Origin of the sequence: Rhodococcus sp. IEGM 1318 (genome assembly GCF_033142465.1) — a bacterium.
GTDB lineage: Bacteria > Actinomycetota > Actinomycetes > Mycobacteriales > Mycobacteriaceae > Rhodococcus_F > Rhodococcus_F qingshengii_B.
The window spans coordinates 94166-118123 of sequence record NZ_JAWLSC010000010.1 but is presented as its reverse complement, the minus strand read 5'-3'; the positions used below and the strand labels follow the sequence as shown (position 1 = coordinate 118123).

25 protein-coding genes and 2 pseudogenes are annotated in these 23958 nt (G+C 61.6%); 11 read left to right on the top strand and 16 right to left on the bottom strand.

What is annotated here, in order from left to right:
- On the top strand, nucleotides 1–831 hold the full coding sequence (locus R4P65_RS22495; protein ID WP_317828172.1) for a mycofactocin-coupled SDR family oxidoreductase: 831 nt from the start codon (nucleotides 1–3) through the stop codon (nucleotides 829–831).
- 99 nt (nucleotides 832–930) lie between these two features.
- Complete coding sequence (locus tag R4P65_RS22490; protein ID WP_317828171.1) at nucleotides 931–1233, top strand: hypothetical protein; 303 nt, start codon at nucleotides 931–933, stop codon at nucleotides 1231–1233.
- Here R4P65_RS22490 and R4P65_RS22485 read toward each other — a convergent pair.
- A pseudogene (locus R4P65_RS22485) lies at nucleotides 1214–2615 on the bottom strand (FAD-binding protein). The gene R4P65_RS22490 and the pseudogene R4P65_RS22485 sit on opposite strands and share 20 nt — an antisense overlap.
- A gap of 484 nt (nucleotides 2616–3099) precedes the next feature.
- On the opposite strand from R4P65_RS22485, the gene R4P65_RS22480 reads away from it, so the two are divergent.
- Together R4P65_RS22480 and R4P65_RS22475 are read left to right on the top strand one after the other, a co-directional pair.
- Complete coding sequence (locus R4P65_RS22480) at nucleotides 3100–3411, top strand: STAS domain-containing protein (protein ID WP_317828170.1); 312 nt, start codon at nucleotides 3100–3102, stop codon at nucleotides 3409–3411.
- 236 nt (nucleotides 3412–3647) lie between these two features.
- Nucleotides 3648–4919, top strand: a complete 1272-nt coding sequence (locus R4P65_RS22475) for an EAL domain-containing protein (protein ID WP_317828169.1) — start codon at nucleotides 3648–3650, stop codon at nucleotides 4917–4919.
- Between the two features lie 54 nt (nucleotides 4920–4973).
- Here the strand turns inward: R4P65_RS22475 and R4P65_RS22470 are convergent, their stop codons facing one another.
- Both R4P65_RS22470 and R4P65_RS22465 read right to left on the bottom strand, forming a co-directional pair.
- Nucleotides 4974–5216: a hypothetical protein gene (locus R4P65_RS22470; protein WP_317828168.1), complete on the bottom strand. Its 243-nt coding sequence runs from the start codon at nucleotides 5214–5216 to the stop codon at nucleotides 4974–4976.
- Nucleotides 5217–5288: 72 nt separating this feature from the next.
- Nucleotides 5289–6093: pseudogene (locus tag R4P65_RS22465) on the bottom strand (cytochrome P450).
- 91 nt (nucleotides 6094–6184) lie between these two features.
- Between R4P65_RS22465 and R4P65_RS22460 the strand changes: the two are divergent.
- On the top strand, nucleotides 6185–6805 hold the full coding sequence (locus tag R4P65_RS22460) for a TetR/AcrR family transcriptional regulator (protein WP_317828167.1): 621 nt from the start codon (nucleotides 6185–6187) through the stop codon (nucleotides 6803–6805).
- A gap of 32 nt (nucleotides 6806–6837) precedes the next feature.
- Here the strand turns inward: R4P65_RS22460 and R4P65_RS22455 are convergent, their stop codons facing one another.
- The gene (locus R4P65_RS22455; RefSeq protein ID WP_317828166.1) at nucleotides 6838–7380 is read right to left on the bottom strand and encodes a uridine kinase; all 543 of its coding nucleotides are present in this window, start codon (nucleotides 7378–7380) and stop codon (nucleotides 6838–6840) included.
- Complete coding sequence (locus R4P65_RS22450; RefSeq protein ID WP_317828165.1) at nucleotides 7377–7811, bottom strand: nucleotidyltransferase domain-containing protein; 435 nt, start codon at nucleotides 7809–7811, stop codon at nucleotides 7377–7379. Before R4P65_RS22450 ends, R4P65_RS22455 begins: the two co-directional genes overlap by 4 nt.
- 92 nt (nucleotides 7812–7903) lie before the next feature.
- Here R4P65_RS22450 and R4P65_RS22445 point away from each other — a divergent pair, with 92 nt between their 5' ends.
- Together R4P65_RS22445 and R4P65_RS22440 are read left to right on the top strand one after the other, a co-directional pair.
- The gene (locus R4P65_RS22445) at nucleotides 7904–8104 is read left to right on the top strand and encodes a hypothetical protein (protein WP_317828164.1); all 201 of its coding nucleotides are present in this window, start codon (nucleotides 7904–7906) and stop codon (nucleotides 8102–8104) included.
- Entirely contained in the window at nucleotides 8101–8586 is a 486-nt protein-coding gene (locus tag R4P65_RS22440) for a flavodoxin family protein (protein WP_317828163.1), read from the top strand. The genes R4P65_RS22445 and R4P65_RS22440 overlap by 4 nt, the downstream gene beginning before the upstream one ends.
- On the opposite strand, the gene R4P65_RS22435 is transcribed toward R4P65_RS22440, so the two are convergent.
- The 3 genes from R4P65_RS22435 to R4P65_RS22425 all read right to left on the bottom strand — a co-directional run bounded on the left by R4P65_RS22435 (nucleotide 8559) and on the right by R4P65_RS22425 (nucleotide 9805).
- A complete protein-coding gene (locus tag R4P65_RS22435) occupies nucleotides 8559–8804 on the bottom strand; it encodes a hypothetical protein (RefSeq protein ID WP_230816341.1) in 246 nt (81 codons plus the stop codon). The genes R4P65_RS22440 and R4P65_RS22435 overlap by 28 nt on opposite strands.
- Nucleotides 8804–9190, bottom strand: a complete 387-nt coding sequence (locus R4P65_RS22430; RefSeq protein WP_317828162.1) for a nuclear transport factor 2 family protein — start codon at nucleotides 9188–9190, stop codon at nucleotides 8804–8806. Before R4P65_RS22430 ends, R4P65_RS22435 begins: the two co-directional genes overlap by 1 nt.
- Nucleotides 9191–9304: 114 nt before the next feature.
- On the bottom strand, nucleotides 9305–9805 hold the full coding sequence (locus R4P65_RS22425) for a flavin reductase family protein (protein ID WP_317828161.1): 501 nt from the start codon (nucleotides 9803–9805) through the stop codon (nucleotides 9305–9307).
- Between the two features lie 225 nt (nucleotides 9806–10030).
- Between R4P65_RS22425 and R4P65_RS22420 the strand changes: the two genes are divergently transcribed.
- Nucleotides 10031–10732 (top strand): PadR family transcriptional regulator, encoded by a 702-nt coding sequence (locus R4P65_RS22420; protein ID WP_317828160.1) that lies wholly within the window; start codon nucleotides 10031–10033, stop codon nucleotides 10730–10732.
- 1 nt (nucleotide 10733) lies between these two features.
- On the opposite strand, the gene R4P65_RS22415 is transcribed toward R4P65_RS22420, so the two are convergent.
- The 5 genes from R4P65_RS22415 to R4P65_RS22395 form a co-directional block, all read right to left on the bottom strand.
- Entirely contained in the window at nucleotides 10734–11516 is a 783-nt protein-coding gene (locus R4P65_RS22415; RefSeq protein WP_020968790.1) for an IclR family transcriptional regulator, read from the bottom strand.
- Between the two features lie 210 nt (nucleotides 11517–11726).
- Nucleotides 11727–12638, bottom strand: coding sequence for a biphenyl-2,3-diol 1,2-dioxygenase (gene bphC, locus R4P65_RS22410; protein WP_317828159.1), 912 nt, complete (start codon nucleotides 12636–12638; stop codon nucleotides 11727–11729).
- Between the two features lie 39 nt (nucleotides 12639–12677).
- Nucleotides 12678–13859, bottom strand: coding sequence for an acyl-CoA dehydrogenase family protein (locus R4P65_RS22405; protein WP_317828158.1), 1182 nt, complete (start codon nucleotides 13857–13859; stop codon nucleotides 12678–12680).
- A gap of 51 nt (nucleotides 13860–13910) precedes the next feature.
- Nucleotides 13911–15107, bottom strand: coding sequence for a Rieske 2Fe-2S domain-containing protein (locus tag R4P65_RS22400; protein ID WP_020906621.1), 1197 nt, complete (start codon nucleotides 15105–15107; stop codon nucleotides 13911–13913).
- A 126-nt stretch (nucleotides 15108–15233) separates the two neighbouring features.
- Nucleotides 15234–15815, bottom strand: coding sequence for a hypothetical protein (locus R4P65_RS22395; protein WP_317828157.1), 582 nt, complete (start codon nucleotides 15813–15815; stop codon nucleotides 15234–15236).
- Between the two features lie 222 nt (nucleotides 15816–16037).
- Here R4P65_RS22395 and R4P65_RS22390 point away from each other — a divergent pair, with 222 nt between their 5' ends.
- Complete coding sequence (locus R4P65_RS22390; RefSeq protein WP_317828308.1) at nucleotides 16038–17612, top strand: AMP-binding protein; 1575 nt, start codon at nucleotides 16038–16040, stop codon at nucleotides 17610–17612.
- A gap of 24 nt (nucleotides 17613–17636) precedes the next feature.
- Here R4P65_RS22390 and R4P65_RS22385 read toward each other — a convergent pair whose 3' ends face one another.
- Both R4P65_RS22385 and R4P65_RS22380 read right to left on the bottom strand, forming a co-directional pair.
- On the bottom strand, nucleotides 17637–18320 hold the full coding sequence (locus R4P65_RS22385) for a response regulator (protein WP_317828155.1): 684 nt from the start codon (nucleotides 18318–18320) through the stop codon (nucleotides 17637–17639).
- A complete protein-coding gene (locus tag R4P65_RS22380) occupies nucleotides 18317–19969 on the bottom strand; it encodes a sensor histidine kinase (RefSeq protein WP_317828154.1) in 1653 nt (550 codons plus the stop codon). Before R4P65_RS22380 ends, R4P65_RS22385 begins: the two co-directional genes overlap by 4 nt.
- A gap of 168 nt (nucleotides 19970–20137) precedes the next feature.
- Between R4P65_RS22380 and R4P65_RS22375 the strand changes: the two genes are divergently transcribed.
- The gene (locus R4P65_RS22375) at nucleotides 20138–21145 is read left to right on the top strand and encodes a Bug family tripartite tricarboxylate transporter substrate binding protein (RefSeq protein WP_317828153.1); all 1008 of its coding nucleotides are present in this window, start codon (nucleotides 20138–20140) and stop codon (nucleotides 21143–21145) included.
- A gap of 92 nt (nucleotides 21146–21237) precedes the next feature.
- Nucleotides 21238–22632, top strand: coding sequence for a citrate:proton symporter (locus tag R4P65_RS22370; RefSeq protein ID WP_317828152.1), 1395 nt, complete (start codon nucleotides 21238–21240; stop codon nucleotides 22630–22632).
- A gap of 6 nt (nucleotides 22633–22638) precedes the next feature.
- Here the strand turns inward: R4P65_RS22370 and R4P65_RS22365 are convergent, their stop codons facing one another.
- A complete protein-coding gene (locus R4P65_RS22365) occupies nucleotides 22639–23826 on the bottom strand; it encodes a nitric oxide synthase oxygenase (RefSeq protein WP_317828151.1) in 1188 nt (395 codons plus the stop codon).
- Between the last annotated feature and the right edge of the window lie 132 nt (nucleotides 23827–23958).

Below are 23958 nucleotides of genomic sequence, written 5' to 3'. Positions count from 1 at the left end.
ATGACTTCTCGATTGGAAGGCAAGATCGCGCTGATCACGGGTGCGGCACGAGGAATCGGGCGGGCTCAGGCCGTGCGTTTTGCCGAAGAGGGCGCGGACATCATCGCGGTCGACGTGTGCACCTCGGTGGAAACCACAGTCACGCCGCCCGCGACGGAGGCCGATCTCGATGAGACAGTGGCGCAGATCCGGGCGCTGGGGCGAAAGGTCGAATCTGCGGTAGTGGACGTTCGGGATCTCGAGGCACTACGCAGTGCCGTGGACTCGGCCGTCGGAACGCTCGGTGGTCTCGACATCGTCTGCGCTACAGCCGGTATCACGTCCTCTGACGGGGCGCTGACCATGTCGGAAACGATGTGGCAGACAATGCTGGACGTGAACCTGACCGGCGTGTGGCACACCACCACCGTTGCAGCTCCGCATTTGATCGAGCGAGGTGGGGGATCGATGACGCTCACCAGTTCCATCGCCGGACAGCGGGGGTTGGTCGGAGTTGCGCACTACACCGCAGCCAAGCATGGAGTCGTTGGTCTGATGCGCTCGCTGGCAAAGGAACTGGCTCCGCACAACGTACGCGTCAATACGGTCCATCCCACCAACGTCGACACCCTCATGATTCAGAACCCGTTGGTGCGCGGCAAGTTCCGCCCCGATCTCGAGAACCCGACGCGCGAAGAATTTGCTGCCGCAGCGATGACGATGAACATGCTCGCCATTCCGTGGATCGAACCGGTGGACGTAGCGAACGCTGCTCTGTTCCTGTCTTCCGACGAGGCTCGCTACATCACGTCGGTCGCCCTGCCGGTGGATGCAGGAAGTTCGTCCCGCTGAGGTTTCGAACAGCTGAAATCTTGAACAGCTGAGGTTTTGACACGCTGAGTTCAGCCACGGTGTGTAGCGTCGGTTTCACCTAACCGAAAGGCGTACACCGTGGCGGAACGGCGCTATCTGGAAGTCACCGTCGGGACCAACATCGTGATGGTCCTCGACCACCGCACGGTGGAGGTCTTCGACCGCACCGCCGCGAGCACGAGCGAAGTGGCTCGTTGGCATGTCGAATACATTGCAGTGAAGGCAAAACCGTCGAAGTCGGGACTGAAACTCACCATCGGGAACAGGCTCGCGGACGACTCCATCGCGGTAGCGGGGCCACGAGCATCGCTCACCGTTCCGCCGGAGAACGAAGCCGCCGTCGTCGCGTTCTTCGACGAGGTCAAGGCCGCTCGTACATGACTCGGTCGCCCGCTGTCGCTCGCGCGGCAGCATGCGCGCCGGCAACCCGGCCGAACGCCAAGGCATCGGCGATATGGAATCCACCGTCTTTCGCCGCGCTGTACGTGGAACTGACGGCGCCCGCCGCATACAGTCCTGGAATCGGATTGCCGGCAGTATCGAGAACGCGGGAATGACCGTCGCGGCGCGGTCCGCCGTTACTCCAACCCAGCAGTGGCGGTGCGGCGACAGCGTAGAACGGAGCCGTGGCTACTGCGGCCAAAGTTTCCGGATTGCGGCCGAAGGAATGGTCGACGCCGTCCGCGCACGCCTCGTTGTAGCGGTGCATACTGGTTTCCACGACGGCGGGGTCCAAGCCGAGCTGCTCGGCGAGTTCGGCAAGCGTGTCCGCTTTGACGATCCAACCCTTGTCGATCTCGGCTTGATTGTCCGAACTCCACTCGTACCCTTCGTCGAGAACCCTGTGGCCGACAGGTAATGCGTCACGACCGGGACTCAGTTGTCCGGCCACTCTCATCGTCTCGTCGAACACGATGTTCATCGGTTGCACCGGAAAGTGTTGGTAGGAACCCTCTCTGAACACATGACCGTGCCGCATTTCGGCTGACTCGTCGGTGAACCGTCTACCTTCCCGGCTGAGGAACACATAGTTGTGTGCGTTCCACAGAGCGAGAAAGAATCCCGTCGGGTTTTCGAGGTCGCCGGGAATTCCCGTAATGGTCATCATGTTGTTCATGTGCCATAGATCGGCGCCCACTGCCTGTGCCATCCGGTGGCCGTCGCCCGTTGCCGAAGGTGAGCCCCAGATCTTCGGATTCTCCAAGCGTAAGTAATCGCGCACCATGGCCGGATTCGCTTCGAAACCTCCGGTGGCAAGGATGACACCTCGGCGCGCTTGGATCTGCGAAATTTTTCCACCTGAACGAATCTCGACTCCGGTCACCGCTCCGGATTCATCCGTCAGGAGTCTGGTCGCTTCGGTATCGAAGAGAGTTGTGATGCCGCGTTCAGTGAGCAGAGACGAGGAACCGGTAGAGAAGTTCATTGTCCATCTTCCCTTCGACGGTGTCCATCCCTGCGTAACAAGAACTTCCGTCGAGTTCGGCGAACTCTGCCGTGGAATGGAAATCGCCGGTCATCGCTACAGTTGCACCCAGACTGCGGAGCCAGTCGGACAGTCCGTAGGTGTTCTCGGCCCAGGCATCGATGACGTCGTCGGCAACGGGGAACGATCCGTTCAATGAACGCAGGAATGTGCGGGCGGCGGCAGGGTCCTGGTTGACGAACCATCCGCTGCCGGACAGTCGAGTGTTGCCGCCCGCGGAATCAGGTCCACACTTTTCCAGAATGACGACCGATGCGCCGTCGGCGTGCGCTTTCAGCGCTGCGGCCTATCCAGCAGCGCCCGATCCGATGACAAGTACGTCGACAATGTTGTCCATGTCACAGAAGGTATTGCGGCAGCGCGGTGGGTCGAACACACCTTCCCAGTCAGCGAGAAAGGTAGTGGTCAACACCGCATAGATGCCGACTCGCAGGTGCGTCGGGGACCAGGCGCGGGCTTGTGCGTTCTAGGCGTCGGGGGGGCGGTATCTGACGAGCGATATCGCGCTGTGACGTTTTCGAGACCCTAGCGTTATAGATGTGGAGGTGTCAGCGAAACCTGCCGATGGCAGAGTTCGTCTGGAACGCAGTGACCGACACGGATATCCGACGCACAGTGATTCATCGCTGATTCCGGCGGTGGGGCACGACGAGTCCAGACAAGAGGCTTTCATGACTACGATCAACGAACGTTCTTCAGCTGCAAATGTTCTCGATCTCTTTGACAGCGCCGGTCGAGAAGGGCATCGGTACAGTATCGAGGTGGAAAGCTATACCCCTGCGTATGCGGTGCTGAGGCTGGCCGGAGAATTGGATATGGGTCAGCGTGTCGAATTGGTGCATGCGCTCGACCGACTTCTCTTGGTCGACACCGATATTCACGTCGATCTCTCCGGCGTGACCTTCATGTCGTCCGGAGTGGCAAATGCCGTTGTCGATGCTGCGGGGCGTGGCCGCAACCGTATTCGCTTGTTTGCCCCCACGCGAGCGGTCTCCATGATCTTTCAGGCTCTCGGCGCTTCCGAACTTTTTGCGGGCGACGCCACGTCGACCGTTGACGCTCTCGGTGCTTGAGCCGGAAACAACTCCCACGAACGATGTGAAGTGCGCAGCGCTCGATATGCGTTGACTTCGATCCTGGTCTGATCTGCGTGCGGATGTGCACTTTGTGGTGCGGGATCAGGTTGTCGTCACCGGGTCGCGCCGAGATTTGCGGTAGCCTCGTTCTGTGTCGAGCAGCCGGCGCCGCCATCGATGCGTCCGGCCGCATGAACGCTTGGTGGTCCCGACTCGTACGGAAGAACCACACCATGGCGTATGACACCAGCAGCAGTTCGACAGCGTCGAACCCTCCGATCACCCTGTTCTCCGATGTGATTGGCCTGGAAGTAAGCATGCAGTTCGCACCGATTCGCCGGCTCGACGACCACGCACTTGCAGGCGCTGAGCTGCAATTGCGTGGGCCTGGCAATTCCTCTCTGAGTTCGGCTCATGCCCTCCGCCGCGCCTCGCAGTTGATGCAGCAACGGTCGGAGTTCGACAGTCACAAACTGGCCATGTCTCGTACTGCACTCGCAAGCGCCGTCGCGGATCGTCTGCCGTTACTGGTGGCCGTCGACTCGGCGTCCCGGAGAGCTCTCAACGCTCCTGGTATCGAAGGAGTTACGAGAAATCTGCAACGGATCGTCGTAACGGTCGACGCCACGGCGGTGCTCGCCGATCCTCACAACTCGCTGGCAGTGATCAGAGAAGCCCGCGCGGGCGGGCGTCTGATTGCACTCGACAGTGTCGGCATCGACAGGCACTCCGCGACACTGCTGTCCTTGGTCGAACCCGACATCATTATCACCTCCGCTGAATTACTTACCAAGGCAGCATATTTCGAAATCGGAACGACGGTGCACGCGCTCAGCGCCTACGTCGAGCGATCGAATGCGATTATCGTGGCCGAGGGTGTCGACTCGGAATCCGCCCGTCTCGCCGCACTCACCATCGGAGCCACTTACGGAACGGGTGAGTTGTATCCCGCAGTCGATGATCCGAGTTCACTGTTGTCCGAACCGGTCGTCGCGATGCCCGCTACGCCGGTGTGGAGTGATCCCATCCCCGACGTGGGCACTCCCTACTCGATCGTGTCGGCTCACAGCCAGATTCGGCGCGGTACCAAGCGTCTGTTGATCCAACTGAGTAAGTCCCTCGAAGCACAAGCCTCCACATCGGGTTCCTCGATGCTTGTTCTGGGCACCTTTCAACACGCCGAACATTTCACTGCATCCACAACAGCGCGGTGGCGTCATCTCGCCGATACCGTAGGGTTTGCCGGTGTCTACGGTGTCGGACTGTCTGTGATGCTCGACGGTAAAGTGCAACACGCACCGCTCGACCCGAGTGACGATCTCGTCAACGAGTGGACGGTAGTCACTCTGGGGCCACACCATGCGGCGATGCTGTCGGCGCGAGATCTTCATGACAACGGTCCAGATCTCGAGCGGACCTTCGACTTCGTGCAAACCTACGATCGCACCACTGTCACCCAGGCAGCACACTCTATTCTTCGTCGTTACCCCACGACGACTTCGTGACCCCAGTGCCGGTGTGCTCGAAGTTCGCGAGCGTTGCCCAACCGGCGATCGTGGCTAAGGATTGGACGGGCGCCGCGCAGCACGTCTTTTTGCTGCAGCGTTGAGTAGATACCTTTCGGCGACCGTGTAGTCCGTGACGGTTGCGCCATCCGGCGCTGTGGTGTGGGTGAGCAGTTCGAGATAGCGGCGACGGAAGATATGGGCGTCGGATTCTGCGAGTAAGAATTCCGCCGCGGCGACGACCTCTGGTTTCGGAGCAGCGCGTGCGTGCCGGTTTCGGGCGGGCCGAGTGCTCATGTTTTCCTCTTGATTTCGAAAGCCTCTGTGCCGGTAGTCATGTGCGAGTAGATCTTGTCGTCGGTTCGGTCACTACCGGTCATGAGAAGTGGTGAGTAGTTTCAGATCGATCGGCTGTCCGTCGGAGGGGAACGGCAAGGACGTGTAGTTGAGAGGGGCGGTGTAGCCGGGCGCGACCTGCCAATCGAAGCGTGTGAGTAGGTGGTGCATGATCGCTCTGATTTCGACGCCGGCGAAGTGCATGCCGAGGCATTTGTGCACGCCTCCACCGAACGGTTCCCAGGCATACCGGTGTACCTTGTCTTCGCGTCGGTGGTCCGCGAAGCGTTCGGGATCGAAATGTTCGGGATCAGGCCAGTACTGCGGCATGTGGTGAGTGAAATGTGGCACCACTGACACATCGGTTCCAGCGAGTGCGAAGTGGTCCTGTATCTGGGTTTCGCACACCGCTCGGCTTGCACGCAATCGACGAAAGCTTCTTTCACTGAGTCAATTTCGTTCTCAGTAGTCCCTTCCGTGCCGCCCATGAAGATGTCGGTCGCGAGGTTGAGTGTGAGAGCTTTGAGGGCTGTGTATGCGCGCAACCCATCGGACGGACTCCAGGCGTCGAGCGCCGAGGCGATCGCAGGATTCAGCAGGTCCACGGTCTTTTCGAGACGCGATCTGGTGAAGGCATGTTGCATAACGCGTCGTTGTCGTAGGTGCTCTTCGCAGTCGAGAACCACGAGACTTCGCCGTAGCGATCCCAACGTTTTTGCATCAATTCGAGGGGGTCGCGGATGTATTTGAGAGTCTGCCCAATTCCGGGTAGTCCCGAATTGCCTGAGATGGGACGCAAACGCGACCGGATGGGGGGAACGGCCAGGGTCTTCGACATCACGTACCTGCCTCCGGTTTACATCTGACAGCGATGCCTGTCAGATGTGGGTAGTCTGCGTCAGAGTCGCGTCGTCTGTCAATATCGACTCATGGCTTCTCCCACACCCCGTCGATATGCCGGTCTGAGTGGTGAGCAGCGGGCAGCGCTTCGGCGTGAAAGCTTGCTCGCAGCAGGACTGGAAGTGTTTGCAGCCGCGGGCAGACAGGGTGCAACCATGACCGCCATATGTGCGCATGCCAAGCTGACAGAGCGATACTTCTACGAGAGTTTCACCAGTAGAGACGAACTTCTCCAGCAGGTTTTCGACGGAATCGTCGACGAGGTGCGCGTGGCCGGAATGGCTGCACTCCGAGCGACCGACGGGACGAGGGAGGAGCGCGTGCGGAGCGCCATTGCTTCGTTCGTCAACATCCTGACGAACGATCCCCGAAAAGGGCGCGTCGCGATGGTCGAGTCGGTGGCTTACGAGCCGCTGCGCACTCACCGACGCGGAGCGCTGCGTGGGTTCGCGCAGATGGTGGCCGACGAGGCTGCACTCTTGTACGGCGACCGAGCTTGGCCTCCCCATCAGGGTGAGATCAACGGATTACTCTTTGTGGGCGGCCTGGCCGAATTGGTGACGGCCTGGTTGAACGGCGAGATCGACATCACGCCTGCCGAGATCGTGGATGCGGCAACCTACCAATTCACATCCACAGCGCACCGATGAAGCGCGAGGTCGGCGATGAGGAGCGGTAACTTCTAGCGCGCGGCATGCGTCGTGATACGAGGCAATTTCGGGTCGGAATTGTCGATGACGCAGTCGGCTCGGGTCCAGGGCTTCGCAGCGGCGAAGTAAAGTCGTTGGCCGCCGACATATCTGTTCATCGACGGATGTCCCGGATCTGCGTTTGTTCCGTCGCGAAGGTTCATACGCTGCGCGGTGATCCCGAAGGGCACGTCGAGAAAGATCGAGTAGCCCCATCGGGAAGCGAGTTCGTCACGATGCAGGAACAGGCCTTCGATGAGGACGATAGCTCCATCGGCTGCAACGAGGTATGCGTCGCTGTCCCGTCGTTGTCGGTACTCTCGGCTCCCTCCCGGCGTCAGTGGGTCGAGAATATGGCGTTCGAGGGCGTCGTAGTCGTAGCTGTCGAGCCAGAACCCTTCCGGTGATTGTCGCCCTCTACGATGACGAATCTCCGACGGATTGAGGAAGTCGTCGACGTGAATCGCGATGAGAGGCGAGCCGCGCAGCGCGGAGATTTCGGTTGTCAGGATTTCGAAGGCCGTCGCAGTGCTCATCGATCAGTTCTTACGGCACTCGCAGCGACATGAAGAGCTCCCGTGTCGTACAAAATTCGGTGGCCGTCTTCGAGCACGCGCCTCGTGCCCCCGTCGAGCGGAACGTCCGCCCAGCTTTCAGTCGCGAAATTCAGTTCGACGAGAAGACCGGACCCGAGGCGGAAGCGTCGCTCTCGGACCGGACCCCAGTTCGCGGCTCTGATGAATCGGGCGTGGGGACGGATCTGCACGAACCAGCCTTCATCGGCGAGTGCCTCCGGGTTTTCGGCCAGGATCATCAGATCGAGATCACTCGCCATACGCTCCGCGCCGCGCGCGTACGACCCGACCAGCGCTACAGCTTTGACGCCGTCGTGCTCATCGGCCCATCGTTCAACGTCGACGAGCAACAAGTTGACTGCGCGCCTACGTCCTTTCAATCGTGCTGACATACCGGCATCATTCCCCACCGTCACGATTATCCGTAGCTTCGCCGGGACCTCTATCCTGGAACTGTCAGTGACAAGCCAGGGGAGGGGTGCGTATGTCCAAGAAAGTATCGGCGGGTCTGGCTGTTGGTGTGATGGTCCTCGTTGCCGGCTTGATCTGGACTGGGTTTCCCCTCGACGCGTATTCGATTGTCGCCGTGATCTTTGCAATCTGCGGTGGATTCATCACTTGGATCTACCTGCGCGAGAACGTAGTTGGCATTCCAAACACAGAGATGAAAGAAGGCAGCCGATGAAGGCAATCATCGTGTGTACCTCTGTCTCCCACGGCAATACGCGGCGGATCGCCGACGCCATCGGAGAAGTTCTCGATGCTCGCGTGGTCGAGCCTGGTGACATCGACGCCGCGCAGCTCGCCGACTACGACCTGGTGGGCTTCGGCTCCGGCATCTACCTGCGCTCGTACCACGAAGATTTACGCGCGTTCATCGAGGCACTCCCCGAAGAACGGCGATCCAAGGCTTTTGTCTTCGCCACCAGTGGTTTTCCCGACAAGGGGATTCACCGCTTCTCGCGTCCGCTGGTTCAGCTGCTCGAGCAGAAGGGCTTCGATGTGGTCGCAGCCTTTTCGTCCCGCGCGTGGGATACGTATTTTCCGTTCAAGCCGTTCGGCGGTATCCGGAAGGGGCGGCCGAACGCCGACGACTTGGATTCGGCGCGCACGTTCGCCGAAGTCCTACGCGGAAGCGTTCAGGACAGCTTGCCCGGCACCGGGTAGCTGCGCAGGCTCATCTCCAGCTCACCGGCGTCGGCAAGGTCGTTGATCGTCTGGCGCAGAGCGCCACACGTCCGCTGAGCGTTGGCGCGACCGTTCTCACGCCCCAGTTCCGGGCACACCACTTGCGACTCTTCGAGCCATTGGACGCTGGTGTGCGCTTCGCTGTATTTCTCGACCAGAACGCTGTTTCCGCAGTTCCGGCAGCTGACCTGCCGCATCAGCGTGCAATCAGATCGGCCGGTGACCAGAAGGCGCGCATGCTAGTGATCTTTGCGTCCGCATCGAAAGTCATGACGTCGATGGGTTCGACCTCGTAGACCTGATCGCCCACCGGCGTGACGACGCGGAAGTGGAAGGCCGCGCTGGATCCGCTAACCCGCAACGTGAGAAGCTCCGTCTCTTGCGTACCGCCCTCGAGAGCGCCGTAGAACTCTGTGATCGCAGCCTTGCCGATGCGGGGTTCGCTGCCGACCGGGTCTTCGAGCGTTGCGTTCTCGGTGTAGAGGGCGGCGATGTCCGCTGACGATCCGCGAGCCACGGCGTCGAGGTAGGTGGTTACCGTCGCCGTGATCGCGGCCGTGGTGTCTGGTTCGAGAGTGGTCATCGAGTTAGTCCGATCAGTCGAGAAGTTCAGGGTCTGACAACTACTTCGGACGCTATCGGTGCTGTCTCGATTCGGCGCCGCAATCTCCCACGCAGCGGGACGGACACAAGAAACTCAGGCGTCGAAGCGTCCGAATCCACCGCGGTAGAACAGAAGCGGACCGTCGTGGCGTAGCACGTTCAGATCGGTGATGCGTGCGACGACGATGGTGTGATCACCGGCGTCGTGTTCTTGCTCGACGGTTGCCTCGATGCGGGCGAGCGCGCCGCTGAGCGCCGGAGCACCGTTGCCGGCGGCATCCCACTCGATGCCGAGAAACTTGTCGGTCCCGCCGCGTGCGAAGGCGGAACACATGTCCTGCTGATCGTGGGCGAGAACGTTGATGCAGAGAGTCCCGGATTCTCGAAGCTTCGGCCAACTCGTCGACGTCTTCGCCGGGCAGAACGAGAGCAGCGGGGGATCGAGCGATACCGAGACCAGGGACTGGCAGGTGAAGCCCAGCGGTGAATCTCCGTCGTGAGCGGTGATGACGGTGACGCCGGTGCAGAAATTGCTCATCACGTTACGAAGTGTGCGCCCGTCCAGAACTGACGGCTCGGCGTTTTCCACGGACATATCGTCTCCTTGTTCAAGCTCTGCAAACAACTTCAGAAACAACGATGTGTGGCGGCGCGGCCGTAATCCAGCGGCAGTCCCACTCAATGGCAGTAATGCCGTCTCTGCCCGGATCCGGACCGCCGAGTGCCAGGTGAAGGGGTCTCACACAAATTTGATCCCGCTCAGCGGTCCGTTCGGATTCAACGAAACCAGCAAATCACCAGTGATTGTTAGACTTCGGGCATGTCCGAACCTGATGACGTGTCCCGAGGACTTCCCGCTACCAGCTGGGCAGTGCTCGGAATGCTCACGTTCGGGGAGGAACTGACCGGAAACGATCTGAAGAAGTGGGCTGACTGGAGCGTCGGCTTCTTCTACTGGAGCCCGTCCATCAGCCAGGTCTACGCAGAGCTGAAGAAGCTCGAAAGCATCGGGTTCGTGGAGTCCCGGGTCGTCTCCGAGCCGGGAGTACGCGGAAAGCGCCTCTACTCGATCACCCAATCGGGAACCGACGCCGTCCGGACGTGGTCACGCGAAGCTCCAGTGGAGGTGCCGGTGCTCAAGCACGGCGTGATGTTGCGTCTGTGGATGGGGCACCTCAACGAACCTGAGCGACTGAAGGCACTGGTGGAAGCCCACATCGCCAACGTCGAAGAACAGATTCGACGCGCGAAACTCCACGCAGATCATGCCGAGAACGAGCCGGCCTGGTCGTTCCCGGTCATGACGTTGCGCTGGTCGGAACGGTACTTCCGAGCCGAGATCGAACTTGCTCGCGAACTACTCGAAGACATCGATCGTGCATCCGCCGAGTATGCGAACGTCGCCGAGCATGACCGACTGGGATCACCGTTGCCCTCGACGCCTGGCAGATGGAAGAACGTCGAGGAGTACGTGTTGGCGCTCGAGCAAGCCGGGCTCACCGGCAACGGCTCGAAGATCTGAGTCACGCCCCGGCTGCGGTGGGCATGTTGCGCAGCAGGTGACGACGCTGCAATGTCGGAGTGACGCTCAGCGATCCGCCGTCGATGCCTCGCCAAATGGCAGCAGCCGCCATCCGAACCGGCGCTGCGCTGACGTGGTCGAGTCGGAGAGCCTTCGATGGCGCGCAGATGGATACTGCGGCAACAGCGCGGCCGATGGGGCCGATCGGTGCCGCGAGACAGCTGAATCCCGGTAGGCCGTTTCCGGTTTCGAATGCAACCCCTGATTCGCGAATCCTGGCGAGGTGGGGCAGTGCGTAGCCTGAGGACTTCGGCGAACCGAACGCGAGCAGTGCCTGACCGATCGCAGTGGTCTCGGCGCGGCGTCGACCACCGACACGCGTCGGTACCGCAGCTGCGAGGCGTCCGCCGATCTTCTCCATGTAGACCACATCGGGCCCGTCGAGGATGCCCAGGTGAACCACGAAGCCGGTGACGCGGTAGAGCTCGTGGAGAAGCGGCATGGCTGCAGCGTGGAGCCGGTCTTGATGAACCGCGAGCGATCCCAGCTCGACAAGACGCATGCCGAGTTCGTAGTCGCGGCCGTCGCGACGCAGCCAACGCATCGAGACGAGACGTTCGAGCATGCGGTGGGCAGACGAGCGGGGCAGGCCCGTGCTCCGAACGACCTGAGCGAGCGTCAACCTGCCGGGACCGTCGAAGGCGTCGAGAACCAGCGAGACGCGATCAAGAATTGCTGTCGGGGCCGAATCGGCGCCTAAAGCATCCACAGCCTGCAGTGTCATCGTGTACCTCACTTCTCTTAGAGCTCCACAACCAGTGAACTGGCTATTTCAATTAGAAATAGTTTCATAGAGTTATGGATTTGTGAAGTGGATCACCGGTCTGTTTTCGGGCGCGTCACGGTGGAAACGACGAGGGGGCTTGCGCGAATGCTCGCGCAAGCCCCCTCGTCGGTTTACTACCGGCAGGTACTACATCGTCACCGGCAGGTACTACATAGCTGCCAGCGGTTCGCTTCCGGACCAGTCGTGGCCCCAGTAGCTGTCAGCGGTGATCTCCTCGGAGGAGTACGAGTCCTGATCCACCTTCGCGCCCTCGGTGCCGAACTCGATGTCCCAGCCGCCTGGTGCGCGGACGTAGAAGGAGATCATCTTGTCGTTGGTGTGACGACCCAGGGTCGACGACACGGAGAATCCGTCCTTCATCACTCGATCGAGTGCCTGGCCGACGGCGTCGAGGGTGTCGACCTCGACCATGATGTGAATCAAGCCGGGTGCGCCGCCGTGTGGTGCCGGGCACAGGGCCAAGCTGTGGTGACGCTCGTTGACGCCCATGAAACGGATTCGCAGCGGCCCGAATTCGGGCGGGGCCGGCAGGCGGAAGGCGCCGCGCGGGTAGAAGCCGAGCACCTCGGTGTAGAAGTCGAAGCTCGCAGCACTGTCCATCACCGGGAGCACGACGTGGCCGAGACCCTGTGAGCCGGTGACGAATCGAGCGCCGAAGGGCGTCACCACGGGGCTGTGGTCGAGGATCGCTCCGTGGAAAACCTCGATGGCTGCTCCACCGGGATCGGTGAACGCGATGACCTCTTCGACCCGTCGAGCATCCGCTTCGGCGAGCGAAAGCTGCTCCACCTCGGTGCCGTTCTTTTCGAGGGCCTCCTGGACACGGCGCAGTGCGGCGTGATCGGCGACCTCCCAACCGATGTTGACGATCTCGTCGCGCTCACCTGCGACGACGACGATGCGCGCAGCCCGCTCGTCGAGCCGCAGGTACAGTGCGTTCTCGTCCGGCCCACTGCCCTTGGCGAAGCCGAGAACGTCGAAAGCGAAAGTGCGCCAACGTGCCATGTCGTTGGTCGAGATCTTGACGTAGCCAAGTCCCTTGATGTCAGTGTGTGTCATCGTGTCTGGTTCCTGTCGATTTCTTGTGTCGAAGTCTGATCAGATCATCGCCCGCAGCGGTCCCTGCGGGTCGGCGCCGAGGCGGCTCAGTGAGGCGGCGTGGAATACGGTGCCCGGTACGTGAATTGCGTGGTGCTGCCCAGCGTGAGCGTCGCGCCAGAATCGCTGAAGCGGCTTGTCCATCCGCAGTGCGTTGCCGCCGCAGCGTGGGTAGACCTGATCGATCGCGTTGATCGCGCGCCAGGCGGCCTGCACCTGAGTCTGACGTCCCTCGGCGCGCTGCTCGAAGGTCACTTCCTTGCCGGCGTCCACTCGATCCCACATGCGGTCGACGTTGGCAAGCAGGGTGTCGCGCGCGGCCCGGATGTCGGCAGTCGCCTGACCGATTGCGAACAAGGTGTACGGGTCGTCCTTGATCGCCGTGCCTTGTGCATTGATGCGATCGGCCTGGTACTCGTTGGCGTGGAAGAGCATTCCCTCACAGATGCCGATCGTGGCGGCGGTGATGCCGAGGGGGAACATGTTCGACCATGGCATCAGGTACAGCGTTTCGGTGCGCCCGTATTTGCGCACTGCCGTGCCGTCGATGACCTCGTCGCAGTCCATGACGCGGTAATCGGGGACGTACGCATCCTTGACTACGAGGTCCTTGGAGCCGGTGCCGCGAAGTCCCATGACATCCCACGAGTCTTCGATGATCTCGTAGTCGGTGCGCGGAATGATCACATGGAGCATGCGCGGCGGCATCTCCATGTTGCCGTCCTTGTCACACGCCATCGCGCCGAGGAATGCCCAGTCGCAATGGTCGGTGCCGGAGGAGAACTGCCAGCGACCGGAGAACTTGTAGCCGCCGTCGGTGGGGATACACATTCCGCCGGGCATGTACGGCGATGCCATCCAGGTGTCGGGATCGGATCCCCAGATCTCCTGCTGCACCTTGGGATCCGCGAACGCAAGTTGCCACGGGTGAACTCCGACGATCCCGTGGACCCAGCCGGCCGACGGGTTCAGTGAAGCCATGCGCATGACGGTTTCGGCGAATTCGCGCGGATGCGCCTCCATGCCGCCATGCTCCTTGGGCTGCAGCATGCGGATGGAACCGATTGCCTTCATCTTCTTTGCGGTGTCGTCGGCCACCCGGCCGATCCGCTCGGCCTCGATGCCTTCGGCGAAGATGTCGTCGGCCATCGAGTTGATCTGTTCGAGCACTTCGTACGTCATGTTGTTCCTTGCATCCAGTCAGTTTGTCTCAGCAGTGTTTTCGGCTGCGGATCAGGAGGTGGTCTCGAGCGCCTGGGCGTCGCGTGCGGCAACGTTTTCGGCGACTTCCCGCTTCCAGCTCTCCACTGCGCGGGTGGTGTCGATCTCGAATTCGAAGCGCTTCGTCATGTCTTCCGTGACGTTCTCGACGTCGGTGTAGAACTGGTTGTACCAGCGCCGCAACTGGTAAACCGGGCCGTCCTCCTCCGAGAGCAGCGGGTTGTCGATCGGGGCCTTGTTCTTCCAGATCTCCACGTCCTGAAGGAATCCCATCTCGACGCCCTCGGTGAACTGCGCTGCCATCGCGGCAGTGGACTCGTCGTCCATACCGGGTAGTTTCTTGACCATCGCGCCGTACTGCAGGACGAACGCATTGTTCGAGATCGGGTAGTGGCAGTTGATCAGGACGGTCTCGATGATCTGCCCGTTGGCTTCGCTCTTGATCCAGTCGATCATGTACGACGGCCCGAAATACGAAGCATCCGAACGAAGAACAGCGTTGGGATCGCCGTAGTTGGTGCCGCTGATGATGTCCTCGCGTCCCACCGATTCCATGTACTGGCTCGCGACGTGACCTTCGAAGATGTTCTTGAAGTACTTGGGGAACGAGTAGTGAACGTAGAAGAAGTGGGCCATGTCCACGACGTTGTCCACGATCTCGCGGCAATGAGAGCCTTCGATGGTGAGCGTGTTCCAGCTCCAGTCGCTCCACTCATCGCTTCCGAAGCCCTCGATGTCGGGAATTGTGACCTCGGCGGGCGGGGGATTTCCCTGGGGATCGTGCCAGACGAACAGCTGACCGTTCTTCTCGAGTGTGGTCCACGCCCGCGTCTTGGCCAGCGGCGGAACGCGTCGTGCGTAGGGGATCGCCGTACATTTTCCGTTACCGCCCCAACGCCAGTCGTGGAACGGGCAGGCGATCGAATCGCCCTTGACGGTTCCGTGAGCGAGGTTGCCACCCATGTGGCGGCAGTAGGCGTCGAGAATCTTGATGTCGCCCTTGCTGTCGGCGAAGACGACAAGGCTGGTGCCGAATGCCTCGATCTGGTGGGGCTGACCGTCGCGATAGGTATTGCTCAGTCCGAGGCAGTGCCATCCACGCGCGAACCGCGCCGGGGGCGCTGCCGCTTCGATTTCTCGAATTTCCTCGCCGGCGCCCGACTGCGTCGAGGCGTCCGTAGTGGTGAGTGGGCCGGTTCCGAGTGCCATGTCTTCCTCCGAGCCGCGTCTTGCGACGCTCCAGTGATGTGATCCGTCTCATACAACGACGAAGCGTCCTCTGGAGATACGGCAGTTCCCGCTGGATGGAACACCTGCTCGGTGACCTGCAGAGATTCAGCTCGCGTTGTCGATCGCGTAAGTCGCCGCGTCGTCGATCGCGTAAGTCGCAGCATTGTCGACGGCGAGAGTCGCCCAGGCCCGAGCGGTGACAACCCCAGCGGGATCGGTGGCGACCAGAGCTACGTCGGCGACGCTCTCGTGGTCCTTCTCGTATGTGGCGAGCACCGTCACGGAGCAGTTCAGATCTGCTCCCGCGGAAGTCGCGGTGCAGCGTCCGCGAAACCGTCGTAGCGACGCGGAGCCGTAACGCCGGGCAGCGAAATCAGCAAGGGCGGCAACGGAATCGGTTCCTGTGCCCGCTGTCGGGGCTTCCCGGACGAAGACCTCGGCCACCAGATGCCCGGTCTGGTCGTGGTATTCGGTGATCCGTTCGAGCGTCGAGCCCAGCGGCCTTACGGATCCGGTAAGCAGTGCGCCCGGATCAGGCCGGCCGAAGAACACGACGTCCTGTTCGACGACGGACCCGTCGGGTGCCGATCGCACGGTGCCGTACAACGAGTCGAAATCGGAGAGGAGCGTGGTGGCCGTACGGGGAGCAGATGCCGTGAAGTGGGCGGTACCGAGGTTGGTAGTCATGACACTCTCCGTTGGACGCGACCGAGACGCTGTCGTCTCGGTGGGTACATCGACGCTAACCACCGCTCTGGCGGGTGACGACGGGCTTCCCGCTGATCGGGAGCATTCTCGGATTCGATCGAAGAGGTGGAACCTGTTCCAGTTTTGTGCAATTCTGGATATCGTATCCGTGACCGGGAGCACATCTCGATGACTGCACGCGCCGAGCAGAAGGAAGACCAGATGACAGACGAGTTCGCTGACCTGCACCGACCGGTATACGGTCCGGACCTGCTCATCACCGCTCTGGAACGCAATCACGACAAGCCCGCGCTGTACCTCGGCGACGTGATCCTCACCGGCGGTCAGATGCGCGATCAGATCAGCTGCTTCGCCCAGGCTCTCGCGTCTTTGGGAATCACTCAGGGCACCAGCACCGCGATGCTGTCGAAGAATCGCCCCGAGGTACTGATCAGCATGGGCGCGACCATGATCACCGGCTGCCGGGCGAGCGCCTTGAACCCGATGGGATCGCTCGACGACCACAAGTACATCGTCGACGACGCCGAGATCGAGACCCTCATCTTCGATCCCAACGCCTTCGAAGAGCGTGCCGCCGAGTTGAAGGCGTCGTCACCCTCGTTGACCAACGTGCTCTCGATGGGTCCGTCCGAGGTGGGAATCGACATCCTCGCGCTGGCTGCCACATTCGAGCCCGCGCCGCTGAAGGCAGCGCGTGTCGACGCAGAAGACGCCAGCAGCATGGTCTACACCGGCGGAACGACCGGCAAGCCCAAAGGTGTTGTCGGATCCTTCCGTTCGGGTGCAGCGCTCAATCAGATCCAGATGTCGGAGTGGCAGTGGCCCGAGGACAACCGCTTCCTCATCTGCACGCCACTCTCACATGCAGGTGCAGCGTTCTTCATCCCGACCTTGCTGCGCGGCGGTGCGTTGATCGTCCTGCCTGCCTTCGAACCAGGTGCTGTGCTCGAAGCGATCGAGAAGCACAAGATCACGGCAACCATGTTGGTGCCCACCATGATCTACATGCTCATGGATCACCCGGATCTGCCCAAGCGGGACGTCTCGAGTTTGCAGACGCTGTTCTACGGAGCGTCCGCGATGTCTCCAGCCAGGTTGCAGGAGGGCATCAAGAAGTTCGGTCAGATTTTCTTCCAGTTCTACGGTCAGACCGAGTGCGGCATGACAATTTCGGTGCTGCGCAAGGAAGAACACCTCGCCGACGATCCGGCCCGCCTCGCCACTTGTGGGCGTCCGGTGCCGTGGCTCGACGTCCGGCTGCTCGACGACGACCTGAACGAGGTGCCGCAGGGAGAACTCGGTGAGATTTGTGTCCGTGGTCCGCTGATCATGAAGGGGTACTGGAAGAAGCCGGCCGAGACCGCCGAGGCGTTCCGTGGCGGTTGGCTGCACACCGGCGACATCGCACGTAAGGACAAGGACGGGTTCATGTCCATCGTCGATCGCAAGAAGGACATGATCGTGACCGGTGGTTTCAACGTGTTCCCGCGCGAGATCGAGGACGTGATCTCGTCGCACCCGTCCGTCGCTTCGGTGGCGGTAGTCGGTGTGCCCGACGACAAGTGGGGTGAAGCCGTCAAGGCCTGCGTCGTACTTCGTGCCGGACTGACCGTCGACACCGAGGAGCTGGTCGAGAAAGTCAAGGCGGCCAAGGGGTCGGTTCACGCTCCCAAGAGCATCGACTTCGTGGATTCCCTTCCGCTGACGCCGCTGGGCAAGCTGGACAAGAAGGCACTGCGCGCGAGGTACTGGGAGACCAGCGCCCGCGCGGTCTAGGAACCAGCGTCGTGTAGCGAAGGGTCAGCGTTTCCAGACGTAACGACGTTCCGGGCGGCCCACCACTCCATACTTCAGCGAAGTGGTGGACCGCCCGGTTTCGTAGAGGTATTCGAGGTAGCGCCTCGAGCTCGCCCGTGAGATGCCGACCCTTTCGGAAATGTCTGTAGCCGAAGCGGGTTCGGTTTCGTCTCGTAGTGCTGTCTCGACCAGCTGAAGGGTCTCGGGACTGAGTCCTTTCGGTAGACCCTTGAGAGACGACGCTCCTGTCGCGCCACCGGCCACTCCGAAAGCCTCGTCCACCGCTCCCTGTTCTGCTTCGCCGATGCTGTCGAGGTTCGCGTACGTCGATCGGTACCGCTCGAGACGCTCACGGAGAACCTCGAACGTGAATGGCTTCATCAGGTAATGCACGACGCCGCTGCGCAGTGCCTTCTTGACCGAGCCCGCCTCGCGCTCACTCGTGATGACAAGAACATCCAGCTCCGGTGCCAGCTCGCGAAACGGGGCGATCAGATCGAGTCCGGTGGTGCCGGGCAGGTGCACGTCGAGAAGCACCAGGTCGGGTTGCAATTCGCCGACTGCGGTCAGTGCGGCCTCGGCCGAATGGGCAACGCCGCACACTTCGAAACCGTCTATCCGCGAGACGAATCCGCTGTGCACCTTCGCCACCATGAAGTCGTCGTCGACCACCAGTACCCGGATCATGCGCCCTCTCCGTCGTGCAGGACTGCAGTGAAGACAGTCCACTCGATGCCTTCTGCCGAACGAGTGTTTACGGTGACGTCTCCGCCTCGCCGACGACACGTCAGGCGTACCAGCGCCAAGCCGAAACCGTGTCCGTCACTCGATTGTCCCTTGGTGCTCCAACCTTGGCCGAACACTCTGTCGCGATTCTCCGGCGCGATACCGGGGCCGGCGTCCTCGACCCGCACTTCGACGGCGGTGCCACGGTCTCGAATCGACAACCGAACCCTGCGGCGCGAGGCTTCCGGCATCTCACCGACGGCGTCGACGGCGTTGTCGACGAGGTTTCCGACCACCGTCACGAGATCTCGTCCGAGTCTGCGGTCCACCGTCTCCAGATGTGTGTCCGGCGCCAGCTCAACCGTGACCAACCCCTGTGCAGCGGCGCCTATCTTGGCGATCACGAGTGCGGCGGTGCCGACGTCGGCGATCTTCTCGGTCACGGTCGCGCTGACCTGCGCGCGCTCCATGGTCAGACCCTCGACGTAGCCGACCACCTCGTCGTATTCGCCGAGCTGGATGAGGCCGGAGATGGTGTGCAGTTGATTGTCGAACTCGTGGATGTGAGCGCGTAGTGCGTCGGTGCTGGTTTTGGTCACGTCGAGTTCTTCTTCCACGGAGCGCAATTCGGTGCGGTCGCGGAAAGTGGTGACCGACCCGATGGTGCGGCCCTTCGATTCGACCAAGACGGTGTTGAGGACGAGCAAGCGATCGCCGACAAGAACCAACTGATCGGATTCGGTTGTGCCGGAAGTCAGTACACTCTGGAGGCGGTCGTCGAGACCGAGGTCCCGCACCGATCTGCCGGCACTGCCGCGTGGGATGTCGAGGAGTTGGTGGGCACTGTCGCTCATCAGCACCACTTTTCCCTGCGCGTCGAATGCGATGACGCCTTCCTTGAGGCCGCGCAGCATTGCCTCGCGTTGGCGAACCAGGTCCAGGATCTCGCCGGCCTCCATGCCGAGGGTCTGCCGTTTGACCCTGCGGGCCAACAGGATCGACCCGACACCGCCGAGAAGTGAGGCCACCGCGAGGTACACCAGGAGATTCGGCGCCGACTGCCCTAGCCGCGTCCAGATCGAGGGGTACTCGATGCCGACGATCGCGGTTCCGGTAATCGCTCCTTCACTGCCGAGGATCGGAACGTGCGCCTCCACGGCCTTGCCGGAGGGGGTGTCGACCAAACCCGTCCAAGACCGATCTTCTGTCTGACGTGCGTCGATGCCGACATCACCGGGACGCGTCGAAATCACGATACCGCCGTCGGCATCGGCAAGCGAGACGTAGGTGACACCCGAGATGGCGCGCACCGAGTCGACCGAACCCTGTAGTCCGGAGCGGAGGCGGGTCTGAGCCTGGGGGAGCAGTTCGCGTACTGCCGGATTGGCTGCGAGCGATTCAGCTGCCGAGAGAGCGCGACGTCCCTCCTCGCGTTGGAAACTCGCCGACGACTGCGCGAGAGAGAGGGCAGTGACGCACACGAGAACCGCAACGACAATCAGAAGTTGCAGTTCGAGAAGTTGTGTCGCCAGAGTGTGCCGGCGCCGACGCAGGCGCGCCCGCAGAGGCGACTTGCGCTCTCGCTCTGCTTGCACGTTTCCTGAGGACACCAGCCAGACCCTAGCCTTCAGTTCGATGCCGGGAAAGCGGCCGTTCGTGAGCACAATGAGCACAAATCAATCTGCTTTCCCAATAGTGACCCCAGTCACAAAGTGCGTCAGTATGAAACCTGTTCACACATCGCTACCAGCAGGCAGCCAACAGACAAGGACAACGCCATGGGCGCATCGAAGCGGCTGAGCAGGCATATCGCCCTGCTCGGTGCCTGTGCGATGACTCTCGTGCTCTCGACCGGATGCGCTCCGGTCGAGTCCTTCTTTGCCGGTGGCCGTGCGGGTGAGAGTTCCGAAGAACTGCGCGTACTGGTGCCCTCGGTGGCCGGTGGTGGTTACGACCTGACCGCCCGGACCATGGTGCAGGCACTTGCCGACGAAGGAACCGTCGACGCCGACGTCGTTGTGCTGCCCGGATCGGGCGGCATCGTCGGACTCAACCGGTTGGCTCTCGAACGCGGAAACCCCGACTTACTCATGGTCATGGGACTCGGAGTTCTCGGTTCGCTCGAGATACTGCCGTCCGAGCACACACTTGCCGACGTGACGCCGATCGCGAGACTGGTCGAAGAACCGGAAGCGCTACTGGTTCCAGCAGATTCACCGTACAAATCTCTCGCCGATCTGACGCAGGCCTGGGTGGCGGATCCGTCGTCGATCTCGATCGGCGGTGGTTCGAGTGAAGGTGGACCGGACGGGTTGTTCCGCCTTCTGTTCGCCCGCGCGGTCGGTGTCGATCCGTCGCGTTCCCCGTACCGGATCTACGACGGCGGCGGAGAACTGCTTCCCGCACTGCTCACCAGGCAGGTCGACGTCGCCGCTACGGGTATCGGGGAGTACCTGGATCAGATTGCGGCAGGCACGGTTCGGGTCCTTGCGGTCAGTTCGCCGGAGCGTACTCCGGCGGTGGATGCACCGACCATGGCGGAGTCGGGAGTCGACGTCACGTTCACCAATTGGCGCGGGCTCATGGCGCCGGCGGGCCTGACGGACGATCAGCGTCAGCACTTGCAGAAGTTGGTGCGGGATCTGGCGGCGAGCCCGCGGTGGAACGAGCTGTCTCGCCGAAACGGTTGGAACAGTGCAGTTCTCACCGAACCCGAGTTCTCCGCATTCCTCGCCGATCAATCCTGGTTCGTCGACGCAACACTCGATCCACCCGGCATCAACTAAGCGCAACGAAGTTTCGTTTCACCTCCACGAAGGTCACCGGCTCGATTTGCCGTGCCGTTTTTCTCGGCAATTCAGCACAAAAGGAGTTCATCATGCTCGTCACACTCGGCTTCCTCATGGTTGCGGTGTTCATGTTCCTGATCCTCACCAAACGCGCGACCCCGGTGGTGGGACTGACTCTGGTTCCGGTGGCCTTCGGACTACTCGCCGGGGCCGGCCTCGGAATCGGTGACATGATCACCGACGGCATCAAGTCGCTCGCACCCACCGCGGCGCTGTTGTTCTTCGCGATCATCTTCTTCGGAATCATGATCGACGTCGGCCTCTTCGATCCTCTGGTCAAGCTCATCCTGCGGATGGTGCGTGACGATCCGATGCGGCTCGTGGTCGGAACCGCAGTGCTCGCGATGGTGGTCTCGCTGGACGGAGACGGTTCGACGACCTTCATCATCGTGACCTCCGCGATGCTCCCGCTCTACCTCAAACTCGGTGTCAGTCCCGTCGTCCTGACGGTGATCGCCGGCCTGTCGAACGCGACGATGAACATCATTCCGTGGGGTGGCCCGACCGTCCGGGCAGCGAGCGCACTGGGACTCTCTCCTTCCGACGTCTTCGTCCCGATGGTGCCGTCGTTGATCGTCGGCCTGATCATGGTTCTCGGGTTCGCGATTCACCTCGGGATCATGGAGCGCCGAAGGATCGGGACTTTGGTCCTGACTTCTGAGCGCATCCTCGAAAAAGTCGGGAACGGTGGAAGTTCCAGCACCGGAAGCACCGGAAGCACCGGCACCGGCGGCTCGAATGAGCCCGCGGACGACGGCGGCGACACCGGACGCTTCATCGACGGACTTGCCCCCGGGCGTGACACCTTGCGGCCGAAGCTGCTCTGGTTCAACGCAGCGCTCACGACGATCCTTCTGGTTGTGCTCGTGATGGACATCCTGCCCATTCCGGTGCTGTTCATGATTGCGTCGTCGATCGCTCTCGCGGTGAATTTCCCGGCGGTCAAGGATCAGGGTGAAGCAATCGCACGCCATTCGTCGAGCATCGTCTCGGTGGTCGCGATGGTGCTGGCAGCAGCCGTGCTGACCGGCGTTTTCCAGGGAACCGGCATGGTCGAGGCGATGGCAGAGTGGCTGCTGCAGGTCATCCCCGACGCGATGGGCCCGCACCTCGCCGTCATCACGGGCGTCCTGAGCATTCCGCTCACGTTCTTCATGACCAACGACGCGTTCTACTTCGGTGTGCTCCCGGTGCTGTCCGAGACGGCAGCGCAGTACGGAATCGAGCCGGTTGAGATGGCGCGCGCCTCGATCACCGGGCAGGCCGTGCACATGCAGAGCCCGCTGGTCCCGGCGATCCTGCTGCTGGTCACACTCGCCGGCGTGTCCCTGGCGGATCACCACAAGAAGGTTCTATGGCGAGCCGGCCTGATCTCGATCACGATGCTCGTGGTCGGCGTCGGATTGGGGCAGATCCCCTTCTGAGCGCGATCAGTTGTGGAAGGGGCACCGGCCTTGGTCGGTGCCCTTCTTCTTTTTCGTCACGAAGTTGGGCCGGATGTCGAGATCGGGCTCGTCGTACAGGCGGTGGAACGTCGGTGTGAGCGAGCTGGACATGGGCGGGTTCACCCACGACCAGTCGGTGGGGCACTTGCGCCCGGCCTTGTCCTCACGCGCGATGTGATCGATGAATTGTTTTGCGACAGTGTGGTGGTCGACCATGATGACGCCGGCCTTGCGGTAGCTGTGAATAACTGCGCGGTTCAGTTCGACCAGTGCACGATCCTTCCAGAGCGTGCGGTCGTGGCTCATGTCGAGTTCCATCATCGCTCCGATGGTGGGCAACATGTTGTAGCGATCACCGTCGCTGAAGTTACGGGCGCCGACCTCGGTGCTGACGTACCAACCGCTGAACGGGGTGCAGGGATACACGATTCCGCCGATGTCGAGGTTCATGTCCGAGACCGCGGGAACGGCATGCCACTTCAGCCCCAGATCAGCGAACCAGCTGTATTCGGGATGCTCGATCTCGACCTCGAGAACGAGGTCGGTCGGGACGTCGAAGTACTGCAGGGGTTCGTCGGGAACCGAAATCAGTACGGGGAGAACGTCGAACGGTGTACCGGCGCCCTTCCATCCCATCGCGGTGACCTGAGCGGTCAGATCGACGTGCCAAGGGTCGCCCAAGATGGTGCCATCTGGTTGCCGGTAGCCGGCGTAGCGGATCAGTTGCGGGCTGAGGATGCGGTACTCCTGGCCGTCCTCGCGGGGAAGTGGCCCGACCGTCACGACCGACTGCAGAGCGCCGCGGTTGGTCGACAGCCGCAGGTGCTCCCAGCATGCTTCTGCGAGAGAGGAAGCCGTGACGGCGTCGCGCGCGTCGATGAGTTTGAGGGTCCGCCAATGTGCGCGACCGACGCACCTGGCGTGGTTTCGCCAGGCGAGTTTGGCGCCGACGAGCAATTCCTCCGCTGTGTGCGTGTAGGTGCCGCTCCGATGGAGCTCACGCAAGGCCTCGCGCCGTCGAGCCGTCGGGAGGTGGCCCAGTTCCGGAGAGTCGAAAAATTCGACGCACTCGAGTTCCCGACGTTGAAGCTCGGTCAGCGTCGGGGTAGTGGAGGCGATCTGGGACGTAAGCCCGCTATCGGTGGGCAATTCGTCCTGTCGAACAAAATCCACGGCACGACTCCTGTTTGGCTGGTTGAGATTTCGCTGAACGTTAGCTCGGCGATCGAGAGTGTCGAAGCTCTTGTTTATCTTGCACGCAAGAATAAGAAAGGGACGGTCACACCGCGAAATGGGGTCGCATTG